The organism is Winogradskyella undariae, assembly GCF_013285155.1.
Taxonomy (GTDB): Bacteria; Bacteroidota; Bacteroidia; order Flavobacteriales; family Flavobacteriaceae; genus Winogradskyella; species Winogradskyella undariae.
In genome coordinates, this window is the sequence record NZ_JABTEL010000004.1 from 192,414 (window position 1) to 208,405 (window position 15,992).

The following is a 15,992-nucleotide window of genomic DNA, read 5'->3' on the forward strand; positions in this document are numbered from 1 at the left end:
TTCTAGTTTTGTAGTTTATAGTTATAATCGTTCTTGCTCAAAATATTACCATCTTGGTCTTTAACCTGTTTTAAACGATTAAAACCATCGTAATCGTAGTAAATTGTCTGGCCACGAGCATCCGTTATGCTAGTAACACCTATTAATGGATCGTAGGTATAAGTAGTAACCATAGATCCTGAAAGGTCTGAATGAGACCTCAAGTTTTCTAAAGCATTACGTAAATTCTCCTCTTTACAGCCAACTTCTCTACAGTGGTCATCGTCATTATTTGATGCTGTTTTAGCTATATCTATTACACTGAGTAACTCTGGAGACATCCCATCGTAACTTGCGTTTTCTATCTTAGCAATGGGCTGGGTGTCATTATAGCCCCAAACATAGATAATCCTTGCACCATCTGTTTTACTAACTTCTAAAGGGTTGCCAAAGGCATCGTAATCATGAAAAGTGATGCGATCTTCTAAGGAGTTACCTCCTTTACTGGTTAAGATGTTTTTAGGCAAAACAAAATCGTTATCAAAATTATAAAACTCCGTTTCTGATTTAGATATGTCTCCAACAGAATTAGGACTATTAATAGATATCACTTTATTACTTGATATTTCAATAGGCTCTGCTAACATATGCAGCTCAACCATTTTCTGTACAGCTTCACTTGGATTTAAAATATCTTCTGGATACTTTGTTTTTGTTTGAAAATTTTCTCCTTTACTTGTCGTTGTTCCAGTTCTTACCAATTGTTTGTGAGATGCTCCATATGTATATGACTTTTCAGTAGTTATACTATTAATATCTAAAGAAACAGGATCGTGAAAAAAAGTTTCTGAAGTAATACTGTTTAATTTCGCCCAACCTGATGCCATTTCAACCGGTAAAACTCTTATTAAAGAATTAGAACTACCATAAACATTTATACCATAACATCCTTCATTATCAATAAAAGATTGATAACCTGGATAAACCAACGGATAACCACATCCTACATGCTGATTATTATAAACCTTATAACCTGTTTTAATCACCTGTTCATCGAAATTATAATTACGCTCTTCAACTTGTAGTTTTTTTAAATCACTAGAATATATCTCTGTTTTTAATAATAAACCTCGTTTATAACCTAAGTTTAATGACGACATAAAAGGGTAACTATTAATAGGCATACCATTACCAATAATTTCAGGATAATCTATGGGTGAGGTATAAGTAAAACGCTGGCTACCATTTTCTGATTCTGGAAGTAATATTTGTGGTGGTGATATAGGAGTAAGAATTAGTGACTCCTCACTTTCTTTAATCTCTATCACTTCTACATTTTTATACCCAATATCTCCTTGAGTTTTTTGTACATTTAGATTATTATAATCTGTTGTCACGTCATATGTAAAGTTGATATTATGATACCCTCCAGTAGCTGACCACTGATATATAGCTCCTTTTGTTATAGAATATCTAAAAAATGGAAAAGAAATTAAAGAACCACTTGACAAACTGTTATCATCAAAGAGTTGATAACGATACTCCTTTTCTTTTAGCACATTATTCTCTTCTTTAAATTTCACCTTTTGTATTCTTAACCCTCCTCCTGTGACATATTTTCTCACATAATTCATATTATAGTAAGATAAATCAAACTCCATTTCAACCGAACCAGCACCGAAACAATCTGTGCTTTCAAATTCCACTTTATACCATCCTTCATTTAAAACCATATGGTCTGAAATCTCTAAACTTGTAACATTATGCTCCCCTGGTAAATTAGAGTTTTCTGGAAGACATTCATCAATAAAAAAAGATTTTGGCCTGTCTCTAGTAGGGTCTTGAAATGTCTCAAAATGACTAATATTAGGAATAAGGTTCAAATTACTTGTGTTTTGCGATATATAATCTTCTCCTAATTGATTTAAAACTACTGGAGTTATTCTAGTCCTAAACATATTAATTGCATCTAAACTTGAGTAACTCAAAACCTTTAAATTAACATCTACTATTTGACTTTTCTCTATATAAATAAATTTCTGTACACTTCCAACACTACTATAATTCATACTTTCGGTTAGACTAGCACTTTTAGAAACTCTATTTTCTGGAATATCCAAGCTGTCTTGTAATTGATTTCCAATATAACTATAAGTATGAGGCTCAAAAACAAACTTCTTAACACCCCCTGTTGGGTATTCAATCTCTTCTAACACCCCCGTTGTTACTTTAGAACTATTTGTTGACCTATCAGCTCCAAATAATATACCCTCATCTACAGACGGAGGAAAAATTAAATTATTATTACTAACTCCATTATAATACCCCCAGTAATCTACATTACTTGAACCAATTTCAGGTAAATTCTCTATATTATTATACTTAAACTTATATGCAAAATAATCAGATTCACCTCTATTGTTTTGTCTTAATTCATTTAAAACAAGACGATTACCCACTCCCTCGAAACTATGCAATAAATCATAAGAAACAATATTCTGACTATGCTCGTTTTCAACCTCTATCTTACTTAAATAACTACCTGTCATAACGTTAACATCATCTATAAGATCTTCCCTACCGTTATTTTTTGAGAAAATGATACGTCCTTTATTTACAACATCTATACTTGTAAGTTTTTTTGTTAGTACTTGAGTATTCGATGATGAAAAAGATATCTCAGGCAACAATCCTTTAACTATATTAAGGGTACTATACATAGCCTCAGGTGTTCTGTTTTTATTCCTCACATAAACCCTCCTACCTGCATAAATCTCTTTAACCTGAGTATAATTAAAACTACAAATCAATTCATTATTTGGTGTTCTTATTTCAGAAAGATTCCAAGCCGATGAAAATACTGTTGAAGGAAGTAAATTAACTGAAGAAATTATAGGGAATATAGGGATTTTTGTCGTGGTCTCACTAGACATAAATATATACTTATATCCCTTATCATCTATAATTGTAAAACCTATAATTTCAGAATTCCCAGGACTAGTATCCATTATTGCTTTTATTTTATATTCTCGATTAGCAGAAACTACCACAACACTATTAGATGTCCCCTGAAAATAAAACCTCCCAGACATACCCATAAAATTAAACTGAAATAAATCTGCCTCTGTATCATACCTATTATTAGCATATATGTCATATATAAGTGCAGTATTATCTGTATGAAGAAAATTAAAACCAGTATTTAATAAACCATTATAAAACAAACCGTATTGCAATTGCTCATCTGGTTTATCATATACTGTTCGAGAAATTGCTCCACCAGCATTTAAAGACCAACCATTACCTACCCAACTTGCTATATTGTCTACAACTACACCCGATGGATGATAAGACAAAGACAAATTTATGGGATACCCACCAATACCGGTTGTACTATAAATTGGTATAGAAATATCAGGTATTCCTGTATAATTATTAACAGGGACTTCCTCAAATTTCATTAAATTAGCAACTGTAGGAGAGGGAGGAATAATCTCTGGCAATTCTTGAGCTAAAAGATTAATTGACAAAAAAAATATAAAAAAAACTGGAATAATGAGGCGGTTTTTCATGGATAATAATGTTTACATTTTAAAATACTTTTTTTACTTATAAAATTTTTAAGTGTTTTTAAAATATGTTAAAAATTTTGTTAAAAATAATTAATTACACTTACTTTAAACCTTACAATTAGTAAGGTATATTTAAGAATACCCAAAAAAAACCATTACATAGATATCTATTTCCTACAAAAAAACATGTAAATCCTTCTTAATCAGAAATTATTAGAAAAATAAAATCTATACTTTAACTCATTAAAATGTGTTACTTCAAAACACTAAAGTTACTCCTCTAAAACTATTCAAAGACCAACTGCAATATGAAAAAACTTATAAATGTGCTTTTAGTAGATGACCATAAGTCAACCATTGATGCATATTCTAATTTATTAAATCAATATGAAATTACAAACCCTAATTACACCATTAAAGTATTAACAGCAGCCTGTTGTGATTCTACAATTAAAATCATTAATAATATGCATCATAATAACAAAGAAGTTATAGATGTATCACTAATTGATATGCGACTTCCAAAATCTAAAAACGGAAACTACAGTTCTGGCGAGGATTTATGCCTTTTACTAAAAAAAATGTTTCCGAAAATAAAAATCATCATCATCACAGGTCACTATGAAACTCTTATACTAAGTAATGTTCTTCAAAATGTAAATCCTGACGCTATGCTTCTTAAAGGAGATATACAGAGGGAAATAATTTTTGATGCTTTAACAAAAGTTTTAAATAACGAACCTTATTATAGTATAAGTGTACTGAATTTATTACGAAAAAAAATATCGAGTAACATCAGTATAGAACCTATAGATAAACTAATGCTGTATGAATTATGGAAAGGGACAAAAACAAAAGATCTTGTTTATTATTTACCCTTATCAATAGGTGCAATTGAAAAAAGGAAGCGAAACCTAAGGTTAAAATTTAACACCAATCCCAAAGACGACAATATGCTTATTAAGCTAATATTAGAGAAAGGTTTTTTATAACCATATCCTAACCTTACTAAAAGTAAGGCTATATTTTAGCGATTATAATTCTCGAATGATATCTTTAACTCCAAATCAATTTAATATGAAAGTAGCTTCATACAACCTTCAAGAAGTATTAGTGGTATTAGTAATCATTGGTATCTTATTATTATTAGCCCTACCAAATTTAATGCCTCTTATTAGCAAAGCTAAAAGTACCGAAGCACAAATACAATTAAACCAGATTTACAGCTCGCAGACAACATATCGTTATATGTATTCAAAATACTCAGTCGACTTAAATGAAATAGATTTTGAAGCCCCAAAAACAGTGAATGAAAATGGAAGATCGTATTATCACTATGAAATTTTGAGCGCAACCAACAATAGTTTTAAAGCAAGAGCAACGGCAATAACTGATTTTGATGGAGATGGTGTTTTTAATGTTTGGGAGATTGATGAGAATGGGGCACCCAAACAAATTGTAAAAGACTAAAGTGATTATCTTAAAAATAATTTTAATAATTGCTTTAATTATGATATTGCTTCAAGATATAAAGGAACGTAAAGTATATTGGTTTTTATTTCCTACCGTGGGGTTGTGTGCTGGAATTTTATTTCATCAAAACACATGGGATCAACTATTTTATACCTCGGTATCTATAAATTTTTCTTTTGTTTCCATTTTATTATTAACGATTTTAATATATTCAAAATTAAAACTAAAAACTTCAATATCTAAAACGTTTGGGCTAGGTGATGGCATGCTATTTTTAGCTTTAATATTTAGTTTTCCAAGTGTTACATTTATTGTTTTTTTAGTTTTTGGTCTAATTTTCTCTTTACTATTACATCTCTTTTTAAAAAAGAAATCCGAACACCAAACAGTTCCTTTAGCTGGCTATTTAAGTCTGTTTTTTACAGTCGCTTACCTAGCCTATTGGTCTGGTTTTTTAAAATCTGTTTATACTATTTAATTTGAAAAACACCTACAACATAGCAACAAACTTAATACAGCTCATTTCTAGTGAGCAAGCGTACCATTACCGAATAATTCCTGTTGCTGTAAAAAATGGAATATTAACTTTTAAATCCGATTCAAAATCTGATACTCTAAGACAAGAGTTACAAATTGTGCTAAACAAAGATATTGAACTAATCTATGATACTACCGAAAACATACATCAATATCTAAGCCTAAATTTTAGGCAACGCAATAAAAACCAAATACAAGATTTAAACTATAGTACTGATTTTTTGGAAAAACTATTATTTACTGCTAAGGATATTGGCAGTAGTGATATTCATTTTGAACCTTACGAACATAAATGTAGAGTTCGGTTTCGTCTGGATGGGAAGTTAAAAGAACAATTTATAATTTCTATAAAGGAATATCCTGTCATTGTAAACAAACTAAAAATAAAAGCAGGATTAGACATTTCAGAAAAACGTTTACCTCAAGATGGTCGTATTACCATCAAAACAAACACTAGTGAATTTGACATCCGTGTTTCCACTTTACCTACACTTCATGGCGAAAAAGTAGTATTACGTATTCTTAGTAAGGATGCTAATCATATTCAATTAAAAGAATTAGGATTTACTGAAGATGAATTGAAAACCTATAAAGAAACAGTAAAAAAACCAAATGGTATTATTTTGATTTCAGGCCCAACAGGTTCAGGAAAAACGACAACTCTTTATGCTACACTAAAATTGCTAAATGATGACCAAACTAATATTTTAACCATTGAAGACCCTATAGAATACACACTTGAAGGCGTAAATCAAGTTCAACTCAAAGAAAACATAGGCCTGGACTTTGCAAGTACCTTAAGGACATTCTTACGTCAAGATCCTGATGTTATAATGGTTGGTGAGATTCGTGATGCAAAAACCGCCAATATGGCTATTCGTGCCGCTTTAACTGGTCACTTGGTACTATCAACGATTCACACCAATTCTGCTTGGGCAACAATCTCTAGATTAATTGATATGGGTATTCCTTCATTTTTAATAGCAAGTACTCTAAATGTGAGTGTGGCTCAGCGTTTAGTTAGAAAATTATGTACTGACTGCAAAGAGAAAGCTGAAGTTACTAAAGATTTATTTCCTTCAAGTTTTGAAATACCAAAAAACTTCTCGACCCATTTTATAGCCAAAGGCTGCAATAACTGTTATCATACAGGCTATACTGGAAGAAAAGCTATTTACGAAATTATTCCTATAACGAAAACATTAGTACAAAACATCAAGAACAACGATTTAGAAATCGATAACTATATAAAAAAACACAATATTTCAACCCTAAAAAGCAATGCTATTGACCTGATAAAAGAAGGAATTACTTCTATTGATGAAGTTTACGCTCTTCTTTCTGATTAGGTGATCATCTAATCTTTTTAACTAAAAAATTTCCGCCTTAGTGAGAAATAATATGAAAAAAATACTATCTATATTATTATTTGTAAACTTCACTTTTGTGTTTGCACAAAAAGAAGATGTACGAATACAAAAAATTAAAAACCAATTAACCACATTATCAGTTGAATCTGTTGGATTAACCGAAAATTTAAAAACAGAGGTGAGTGTTAGCAACATAAGTTTGTCTAATTTTTTATTGGCACTAGCAGAGGTACATAAACTTAATTTGAATGTCTCTCAAGAGCTCAATCAAATATCAATTTCACCAAAATTTCCAAATGTAATTGTAACAGACCTCTTAGTATATCTCTGTAAAGAATACAACTTAACTATCGATTTTACTGGAAATATTTTATCGTTCAAGTCTTATAAAGAAATACCGAAAACTTCTGAAAAACGAATTATACCTATTTCCTATAATCCAAACTCAAATATTATTTCTATAGATGCAAAAGCAGATAAGCTATATGACTTATTTAAAAGAATTATAGACGAAACTGGTAAAAACCTAGTGTTTTCTCCTGGGCTTGAAAACAGAACACTTACCGCTTATATACAAAATATCGATTTTGATGCTGCAATGGATAAACTTGCTTTTGCAAATGACCTATACTTTGAAAAATCTAAAGATGGTTTTTTTGTATTTGAAGACAATACAGAAATTATTAATACTAATGCCAATAACTCTAATCAACCAAGACAACGACCAGTAAGGCATCGAAATTCTAATTTTCTCTTTAAAATTCTGGATACTGACAAACAGTTGCTTGAGGTCGATCTTGTTAATACACCAATCTCTGATGTTATTAATGATATAGGTAATGAACTTAATATTGATGTGTTTACTGCAACCCCCTTAACAGAAGCAGGAACTATTACTTTTAAAACAAAACATATTAGTTTTAATAATTTACTTATTAAAATATTTGAATCTAATTCATCAACCAATCCAAAAGTCTCAAATCAACAGCAATTCGGAAACACTCAAAATACCCCTACAAATATTCCAAATAACTTCACATTTAAAAAAGAAGACAATACTTACTTTTTTGGAACAGAAAATCAGTTAAGTGTTCGTAATGTTGAAATTGTATATTTACAGTACCGCTCTGTAGAACTTCTATCAGACCCACAAGGAGGAAATTCCACAAACAACTTTAATAATAACCTTAAAACCACTACAAATATTATAGGTCAACCAAACTACAATAATAACTATTCGCAAAATCAGAATAGCACAAACACTAATTATCAAAATACAGGAAACAATAGTAATTCACCTTTTAATACTACAAGTACAAATAATTCAGATTTATTAAGCATAATTCCTGAGGAAATAAAAGAAGGGTTAGAATTTAAAACGGATATTGAACTAAACAGCTTCTATGTTAGTGGCCCAAGTACTAAAATAAATAGATTTAAACATTTTATTCATAAAATAGACAAGCCTGTTCCAGTAATCTTAATTGAAGTTATGATTATTGAAGTCAATAAAAATTCGACTACTGATACAGGTGTAGAATGGGGAATTGGAGAGAATGCATCAGAAACACAAGGTAGTATCTACCCCAGTACTGATTTAACTCTCGGAGCCACTACAGTTAACAAAATAATTGGTGGATTTAATAATTTTAGTGGTTTCAATTTAGGTAAAGTAATTCCTAATTTTTTCGCTACGATAAAAGCTATGGAAACTAATGGTGATTTTAAAGTTTTATCAACACCAAAATTAGCAACTTTAAATGGGCATCGCGCTAATTTCTCAAATGGACAAACCTCGTACTATTCTATTACAGATAGAAGTATCATTGGTGTAGAAAACCCTATTACTAATGAAATTGTAAATTATGTCCCAGTTGAAGCTGAACTAGGTCTTACAATAAAACCTTCTGTATCTGGAGATGGACATATTCTGCTAGATATAAATGTTATTCAATCAAGTTTTGGCTCTCGTATAGCTGAAGATGCTCCTCCAGACATAAACTCAAGGACTTTTACATCCATTATAAGAATGCAAGATCAAGATATCGCCATTCTTGGAGGACTAGAAGAGAACTCTAAAACAAATTCGGGTACAGGTGTACCTTTTTTAGCACGAATACCTATTATCAAATACCTTTTTAGTAGACATACGAGAACTGCTAGAAAATCTAAGCTATCAGTCTTAATTAAACCAACAGTTATCTATTAATGTTTAATAATATTCTTAAATATTTGACCTATGGCAACTGCTATTGTGGTATTGAACACTACTCTAATAATGGTAAGGATATTCTTCAGATTTGCCTTATTAAACAATCTAAAAATGAGCTAGATATAACATCAACGTTTACCGTTGCAACTATTGAAGAGGTTTCTAAAAAGCTTCCCAAAAACCAACATGTTACGCTGGTAATTAATAACGATAAAGTATTATCCAAAACCATTGAAAGCGAACAAAATGATGCTTTTAAAATTGTGTATAAGGCATTTCCAAATATTAATTTAGAGGACTTTTATTTTGAAATACTTTCAGAAAAAAATACACACTTTGTATCGCTTTGTAGAATAGATTATATTGAATCAATAATTAAAAATTATTCGAAACAAAGAGTTTCAATTATTGACTTATCTCTTGGAAACACCATTGCCTCTTCCATAAAATCTTTTATCAATAATCAGTCAATACTCACATCTAATTCAGTATTAACTATTAAGGATCAGCAAATTGTTCGAATTAAAAAACAGGAAACAGAACACAACTCGTATAATATCAACGGACTTACAGTTTCAAATGACCAATTATTATCATTTTCAGCTACATTAAAATCTGTTCTAAGAAATGGTATAACAAAAACGAATTTTGAAGAAAAAAAATATACTCTAACCAAGGACTTTAAGAACGTTCATTTTTTTAATCAGTTCTTAAAACTTGGTGGTTTCTTTATTTTAATTTTGCTTATAGCCAACTTCTTTTTCTTTAGTTATTTTTTTAATAAGGTTAATGAATTACAACAGGTTTCAGAAATCAATCAATCCATCAAAACCAAAATTCTCAAACTTGATGAAACGGTGACTAAAAAACAGAAAATGGTAGATGATCTATTAAAAAGTAATGGATCTAAAAGCTCGTTTTATTGCAACTCCATTATTCACAGTTTACCTAATTCCATACTGCTTTCTGAATTTAATTACCAACCACTATCAAAGCGAATAAAAACGGGGAAATTAATTGATTTGGATGAGAATACTATTAGTGTTTCCGGAAGTTCTAATGATAGCGAAATATTTTCAAATTGGTTAAGTAAACTAGAGAAAGAAGATTGGATAGAAAGAATTGACATTATTGATTATGGAAAAGCGGCTTCAAATCAGTCAGACTTTAAACTAAAATTAATTTTAACAGATGACTAGAAACCAAAAAAACATAGCACTCATATTAAGCTTTATTTTAGCTCTTGTTATCTGTTACCAATTAGCAATTATTAAAACTTTAGAGCAAAAAGAACAGTACAATGCTATGTCTAAAGAAGCTGTTCTGTTTAAAAATGCACCAAAGCAATTATCATTCTTGAAGCAAAAAGAAGTGTACTATGATTCTTTATTAACCAAATATCAGTTAGATGGTTCATCGATACAGAATAATCTACTAAAAGTGATTAATAGATTTACACGTGACAACAATATAAAAGTAATTAATTTTCTAGAACCACACGTCATTGAAAATGATGACTTAGTCATTAAAACCTATGAATTTGTTCTCGAAGGTGATTATAATTCTATTAATAAACTCATTTACCAATTGGAGCAGCAAACTAAATTTGGTGAGATTATTAATTTACATTTTGAGAAGAAGAAAAACTTTCGAACAGGCAAGTATTATTTGCAGACTAAGGTTTTACTACGAAGTTTTGGATAATATAGAATAAAGCTTGAGCATATATTTTAGCACTTGAGCAAAAATTGATTTAAAACCCTTTATTAAAGACTGTTTTAATAAAAATTAAGTAGTCCACAAAGTATTAACCTCGCTATTCCCATTCCTCAAATCCAAGTATTTTCGATCTTTTCAATACCCATTCCCCATTTAGATTTTGAATGTGAGTTATATCTAAAATCTTATTACCGTCTTTAAACTCACAAGTAATAATTACTTTTTGGCTCTTACGATACCCTATACGATGTTGGTATTTCTTTAGTAGTTGGTATTCCTGAAGTTGTTTTGTCCAATTTGTGATACTTTCTTCACAAGCATTTAGTCTCTTTGAAGTATAGCTTCTTTTTGCAAAATACTCTCTTCTCCCTTTGCTAAGCGAGTTGTATTCTCCCCACAACAGTTTCGCTCCTGTTGATAATTGTTTATGATTGTATATTTCAAAAGGCAAGAATATTTCTCTTTTATCCTTAGCCTGATGCTCTTTATGTTTATCCGTTAAAGTGTATTTAGATTTATCTTTTAACAAGTATCCTTTTTTAACAAGATTCTTTCTGCAGTACGAAATAATGTTAGGATGAAGATTAAATAGCTGACCTGTTTTTGAATTGGTAAGCTTGGTATATCCTTTTTTAGATTGATAGGTATAATCCAATCCGAGAATTAGTTTCTCATTAAACGATAATTCATTACTTGAAAGTATTGTTGCAGGAATTTTTAGAACTAGTTGCTTGTTCTCTTTAGAATGGAGATTGTTGTACATCTTAATACTAATTTTTAAAAGGAAGCTGTCGACCCAAAAAGACGCTTCCTTTTTTTATTTTATGATGTAACTATCACTAACTTTTGTTAATTCACCAATTTTGCATTTCATTTTTGATAATCATGCCATTGTTTTCACAAAACACACCAATTTTGCATTTCATTCTTACCAATTATCCATTTCATTTCACACCATTTGTGATTTTCAAATACACCAATCTTGCACTTATAATTAAATAGCTAGTTAAAAAAAGAATTAAAGAAAAGAAGTGGCGAATAACTTGTTGTAACGCCTTCGGCTAACAACGGCCAGTCATTCGCTTTTCATTTTTTTAAAAATTTTATCTCAATTTTATTCTACAATTATTAATCTCATCTTTTGTAAAGATACTTTCGTATTTAGGATTAACAATCAAACTTTCTATTGATAAATCTAAGCGTTGCTTTAAAGCTAGTTTAGTAAATCCATCAGACACTTCTCTATCTGATGCAATCTTTTTTGCCGCTTGATAATAACCATATTTGTCTACCATATTTATAAAATATTGAGGCCTGTAAATGCTCTCAACTACTTCATTAATGTTTTTTTCAAGCTGTTGTTCAAATTCTCGGATTAGATTATTTTGTGTCATACGATTTTTTTTATGACACTAATATATTAAATCGTAGAAATCAATCAATAATCGCTAGCTAACATTAATGTACAATAGTTATCTTGTTCTGTATATCGATTACTGTCAAGCATAGTCTTATTAAGCTGATCTATAAAGAATAGCTTACAATCTTGCTCAACACTATAAAAAACCTGTAAATAATCGATGCTTTTATGTTGTTTTACTAAGTCTTGAGTGAACACATAGATTTCTAATATCTCTTCTGGTGTTAAACAACTATTTACATTTTGAGTAACATAAAATGTTCCATGAAAGAAATAATCGCCTTCATTTTCTTGAAGTTTATATTCCAAGTTGTTTATAAATGTGTGTTGACTTATTAAACAACCTAACTCCTTTTTAGAGTAGCTTAAATGTTTCGCTATATTCTCATTTGTATAATTAAGTTCTTTCAACTGCAAGTAAACATTATAGTCTGCTACTTCTCTTTGTTTGTCATTTTCTTTGTGAATATTCATAGTGCAAAGTTTTGGTAACCTTCACCATTTTTATCCATAAAAGATAACTGTTGCATATCTTTTTTATTAGAGTGGCCTTTATAGCTTAAAGCTTTAACAACTTGCAAGTTCGCTTTATCGAGAGGTTATGTTGTATTTCTTTAGTACGTAAATAAAGAATAATAGACCTGCTTTATTTGCCGAAGTTTCTTTGAGTGCCTTCCTCTTTAATAAAAAGACACTGAAAGAAATTTTTACTTTTTAAATTGGTTACCTTTAAGTATGGAGGTCTTACGTTCAATTGTATTTGAATCTATAATGTCAAACACTAAAATACCTTCTGAATCTTCACCATAAATTTTACTGTATTTAATCTTATACTCTAAATTTTAACCACTAGGTTTTATACCATTTTCAATCAAATACTGTTTTCCATGGTTATATTTAGAGAACTTATCAATACATATTGATTTTACCTTATTGGATTTTAAATACTCAATACTTGTGGGAAATTCAATAATAACTGCCTCTAATGTTTTATGACATAAATTAACCTTAATCAGTTTTAGAAAACCAATTGATGATTCTTTGCTCGTTACATATTTTTCAAATAATTCGAGCTTTTCATTATCATCAGTCAACGAGTTCCATTTCGGTTTTAAACGTTTGGGATGATATACTCCCTTAGTTCCCATATTCTGAACACGCTCATCAATAATTCTAATCAATTGTTTTTTCGATATCGGATTCTTTGACTTAGTAGTTAATTCAATATCTTTCATTTTGGTATTTGTGTCAATCTTATTTCCTGATTTTGTTTCAAACACTCGTGGTCCAAGTCTGAAATGATCTGGTTTAATTTTGGTAACGCTAAGACCTAATACGGTTATGGTATCTAATTTCTTAAAAGGGACGTTCCTTTCTTCTAGGTAAGCAACAAAGTCATTCTGTCCCATGATTTTAAAATTGGTTCTTTTTCCGCTCATTATGTATAGCTTTTAAGGGTTTTTAAATTGAATTTGTTCCGTCTGCTTTTATATTTTCAACACCTTTGGAAAACAACCTATGCTGATTGTTCTAGGTACCTCAGCATCATTTCGGCATTCTCATCCTGTGACACCTTTATGTAAGTTGAAAATGCTCTTTCTGTTCGGTGACCTGTAATCTTCATAATTACTCGTGATGGAATACCTCGTTTGAACATATTAGTTGCAAATGAACGTCTTGCAGTGTGGGTTGTAATTAATTCATATTTACTCAATGTTTGCTCAACACGTTTTCTCCCTTTAGTTCTTATTTTTAAGAAACTCTCGTTAATTTTAGCACGTCTCCCTATTTCCTTTAGGTGCTTATTCATCGTCTGATTTACACAAGATTTAGGTAAACTATTTACATTGTCTTTATATTTTTCCATAATATCCTTGACAAAAGACATGAGAGGAATAGTTACCCATTCGTTCGTTTTAATTGTTTTAACTTTAAAAGTGTTCCCGACAATATGTTCTTTTTTTAGTTCGCTAAAGTCACTAAATCGCAATCCTGTATAACATCCAACGATGAATAAATCTCTAACACGCTCCAATGATTTATTATAACTTAAATCAATGTCTATCATTCGTTGTAATTCTTCTTCACTTAGGTAAATATTGTTAACCTCTTCTCTAACAGTTTTAAAATTCTTGTTCTTGTACATCAGTTGAGTGTTAAACCCTTTATCTGTAGCGTCATTCAATATCACTTTTATGTTTTTAATCACTCTTCCAAAACCATTATTCAAAAAGCCTTGAACACCTGTATAAAACTCTTGGAAGTCATAGTAAAAATCCATATCTATATTATGCCAATCTAGTTGTGTTGCAGAATACCTCTCATATTTTCTTAATTGATTGAGTACAGTACGATATGTTTTTAATGTACCAGGACTTTTACTTTTTTTACTGATTTCAACATAATGTTCTGCGTATTCAAAAAACGTGTATTGTGTTTTCTTTTGTTGCTCAACCTTTGTTTCATTATAAAGGGACTTAACATAAATTGTTCCTGGGTCTTCTCCCTTAATTAAAAGTCCGTTTACAATGTCATCCACCTTTTGTTTAATAGTTGTTAGATAAATATTGAAGCGATCTGAGCCAGAATAACTTCTTTTTATTTTTTGATTTTTAACGTCCCAGTAGTCATCTCTGACGTTTTTATGAGTAGTGAAATACGTAACTTTCTTTTTGTGCGAATACCGAAGCATTAGCATCGATTCTGGACTTTTAATTTTCTTTTGATGTTGGGATTTACTTAATACAAATTTTAATGTTGCCATAATTTTACAATTTTATGGAACCAACCATACGCCATATTTTAATGGAAGGTCCCTAATTTTGATATTACTTAGTTATCTTTTTTGGTGTTGTGCGTTATAGGTAGTGTCTAGCTCCAACAAGGATTTTTTGCGTTTACTTTTTTTGAGAAGGTGATAATTCCATTTTTTCTAATAAGTCCACTGTTTTAGCGTAAATAGGAACACCTAATTCTTGCTCAACATTTTTAAGTGTTGCGAACAGAATGTGATTTATTGAGGCATCTATAGGTAGATATCGGTCATCACTTCTAATAAGCAAATGATCTAAATGTGTATTTAGTTTTTTATTAAATGATATGAATGTCTTAGGTAGACACAAATCTTCTACTTTTAAATGCGTCGGTTTTAAATCTTTGATTTCGTATTTAATCAAACACTCATTAGGATATTGACTAAGCGAAAACGTCTTCTTGCGTTTAGCATTTATAATAGGGTCATATATTTTTAAATGAAGACCTTTAGTATTGCCAAACATTTTCATTGATGAAGTAGATTTCTCTAACCTATAATCCTGTAGCCCGATAAGTGAGTTAATATAATCCTTTGAAGAATTTTCAATCTTTTGATAAGCCCCAAACTCTAATTCTATCAGTTTTGCCTCTGTCAAATCAATACCTAATATATCTGACAACGATTTCATCGCTTTTAGTAAATCTAGTGCATCAAACGCCTTAAAATTATGCCCATAAATGAGATACGGTATACTTGAACGAATAGTGATGTTTTGTCCGCCATCAATAAATAGATCAAAATTCTTGTCGAAGAATCGACCATTAGAAACTAATGAATAATGATTATTTAAGGTTTTATGAGGTTTTAATACGTCCCAATTTATGAGACTTGAATTAACATTATATAGCTTAAACTTAATAAAGTCATAGTGATAGTTAAATAATTTCATATTGTA

At 30.2% G+C, this 15,992-nt stretch carries 14 protein-coding genes; 7 read left to right on the forward strand and 7 right to left on the reverse strand.

Annotated features, from left to right (window positions below):
- Positions 1–2 precede the first annotated feature (2 nt).
- On the reverse strand, positions 3–3,509 hold the full coding sequence (locus HSX10_RS07350) for an RHS repeat domain-containing protein (protein ID WP_173587563.1): 3,507 nt from the start codon (positions 3,507–3,509) through the stop codon (positions 3–5).
- Positions 3,510–3,859: 350 nt separating this feature from the next.
- Here HSX10_RS07350 and HSX10_RS07355 point away from each other — a divergent pair, with 350 nt between their 5' ends.
- The 7 genes from HSX10_RS07355 (at position 3,860) to HSX10_RS07385 (ending at position 10,847) form a co-directional block, all read left to right on the forward strand.
- On the forward strand, positions 3,860–4,543 hold the full coding sequence (locus tag HSX10_RS07355; RefSeq protein ID WP_173587564.1) for a response regulator: 684 nt from the start codon (positions 3,860–3,862) through the stop codon (positions 4,541–4,543).
- 85 nt (positions 4,544–4,628) lie between these two features.
- Positions 4,629–5,021 (forward strand): prepilin-type N-terminal cleavage/methylation domain-containing protein, encoded by a 393-nt coding sequence (locus HSX10_RS07360; RefSeq protein ID WP_254453210.1) that lies wholly within the window; start codon positions 4,629–4,631, stop codon positions 5,019–5,021.
- 40 nt (positions 5,022–5,061) lie between these two features.
- On the forward strand, positions 5,062–5,502 hold the full coding sequence (locus HSX10_RS07365; RefSeq protein WP_217363249.1) for a hypothetical protein: 441 nt from the start codon (positions 5,062–5,064) through the stop codon (positions 5,500–5,502).
- 1 nt (position 5,503) lies between these two features.
- Positions 5,504–6,910 (forward strand): GspE/PulE family protein, encoded by a 1,407-nt coding sequence (locus tag HSX10_RS07370; RefSeq protein WP_173587566.1) that lies wholly within the window; start codon positions 5,504–5,506, stop codon positions 6,908–6,910.
- Positions 6,911–6,962: 52 nt separating this feature from the next.
- A complete protein-coding gene (locus HSX10_RS07375; RefSeq protein ID WP_173587567.1) occupies positions 6,963–9,140 on the forward strand; it encodes a type II secretion system protein GspD in 2,178 nt (725 codons plus the stop codon).
- Positions 9,140–10,342 (forward strand): hypothetical protein, encoded by a 1,203-nt coding sequence (locus tag HSX10_RS07380; RefSeq protein ID WP_173587568.1) that lies wholly within the window; start codon positions 9,140–9,142, stop codon positions 10,340–10,342. Before HSX10_RS07375 ends, HSX10_RS07380 begins: the two co-directional genes overlap by 1 nt.
- Positions 10,335–10,847 (forward strand): hypothetical protein, encoded by a 513-nt coding sequence (locus HSX10_RS07385; RefSeq protein ID WP_173587569.1) that lies wholly within the window; start codon positions 10,335–10,337, stop codon positions 10,845–10,847. The genes HSX10_RS07380 and HSX10_RS07385 overlap by 8 nt, the downstream gene beginning before the upstream one ends.
- A 112-nt stretch (positions 10,848–10,959) precedes the next feature.
- Here the strand turns inward: HSX10_RS07385 and HSX10_RS07390 are convergent, their stop codons facing one another.
- The 6 genes from HSX10_RS07390 to HSX10_RS07415 all read right to left on the reverse strand — a co-directional run bounded on the left by HSX10_RS07390 (position 10,960) and on the right by HSX10_RS07415 (position 15,986).
- On the reverse strand, positions 10,960–11,625 hold the full coding sequence (locus HSX10_RS07390; protein WP_173587570.1) for a hypothetical protein: 666 nt from the start codon (positions 11,623–11,625) through the stop codon (positions 10,960–10,962).
- Positions 11,626–11,965: 340 nt separating this feature from the next.
- Complete coding sequence (locus HSX10_RS07395; protein ID WP_173587571.1) at positions 11,966–12,256, reverse strand: hypothetical protein; 291 nt, start codon at positions 12,254–12,256, stop codon at positions 11,966–11,968.
- 44 nt (positions 12,257–12,300) lie between these two features.
- The gene (locus tag HSX10_RS07400; RefSeq protein WP_173587572.1) at positions 12,301–12,756 is read right to left on the reverse strand and encodes a hypothetical protein; all 456 of its coding nucleotides are present in this window, start codon (positions 12,754–12,756) and stop codon (positions 12,301–12,303) included.
- Positions 12,757–13,124: 368 nt separating this feature from the next.
- The gene (locus tag HSX10_RS07405) at positions 13,125–13,721 is read right to left on the reverse strand and encodes a hypothetical protein (protein ID WP_173587573.1); all 597 of its coding nucleotides are present in this window, start codon (positions 13,719–13,721) and stop codon (positions 13,125–13,127) included.
- A gap of 77 nt (positions 13,722–13,798) precedes the next feature.
- A complete protein-coding gene (locus HSX10_RS07410; RefSeq protein ID WP_173587574.1) occupies positions 13,799–15,046 on the reverse strand; it encodes a site-specific integrase in 1,248 nt (415 codons plus the stop codon).
- A gap of 133 nt (positions 15,047–15,179) precedes the next feature.
- A complete protein-coding gene (locus HSX10_RS07415) occupies positions 15,180–15,986 on the reverse strand; it encodes a hypothetical protein (RefSeq protein WP_173587575.1) in 807 nt (268 codons plus the stop codon).
- Positions 15,987–15,992: the final 6 nt, after the last annotated feature.

What these genes read in the sequence shown, in the direction of transcription:
- HSX10_RS07355 (WP_173587564.1), top strand. Translation starts at nt 3,860, where the DNA reads ATGAAAAAACTTATAAATGTGCTTTTAGTAGATGACCATAAGTCAACC.
- HSX10_RS07360 (WP_254453210.1), top strand. Translation starts at nt 4,629, where the DNA reads ATGAAAGTAGCTTCATACAACCTTCAAGAAGTATTAGTGGTATTAGTA.
- HSX10_RS07365 (WP_217363249.1), top strand. Translation starts at nt 5,062, where the DNA reads ATGATATTGCTTCAAGATATAAAGGAACGTAAAGTATATTGGTTTTTA.
- HSX10_RS07375 (WP_173587567.1), top strand. Translation starts at nt 6,963, where the DNA reads ATGAAAAAAATACTATCTATATTATTATTTGTAAACTTCACTTTTGTG.
- HSX10_RS07380 (WP_173587568.1), top strand. Translation starts at nt 9,140, where the DNA reads ATGTTTAATAATATTCTTAAATATTTGACCTATGGCAACTGCTATTGT.
- HSX10_RS07385 (WP_173587569.1), top strand. Translation starts at nt 10,335, where the DNA reads ATGACTAGAAACCAAAAAAACATAGCACTCATATTAAGCTTTATTTTA.
- HSX10_RS07390 (WP_173587570.1), bottom strand. Translation starts at nt 11,625, where the DNA reads ATGTACAACAATCTCCATTCTAAAGAGAACAAGCAACTAGTTCTAAAA.
- HSX10_RS07395 (WP_173587571.1), bottom strand. Translation starts at nt 12,256, where the DNA reads ATGACACAAAATAATCTAATCCGAGAATTTGAACAACAGCTTGAAAAA.
- HSX10_RS07400 (WP_173587572.1), bottom strand. Translation starts at nt 12,756, where the DNA reads ATGAATATTCACAAAGAAAATGACAAACAAAGAGAAGTAGCAGACTAT.
- HSX10_RS07405 (WP_173587573.1), bottom strand. Translation starts at nt 13,721, where the DNA reads ATGAGCGGAAAAAGAACCAATTTTAAAATCATGGGACAGAATGACTTT.
- HSX10_RS07410 (WP_173587574.1), bottom strand. Translation starts at nt 15,046, where the DNA reads ATGGCAACATTAAAATTTGTATTAAGTAAATCCCAACATCAAAAGAAA.
- HSX10_RS07415 (WP_173587575.1), bottom strand. Translation starts at nt 15,986, where the DNA reads ATGAAATTATTTAACTATCACTATGACTTTATTAAGTTTAAGCTATAT.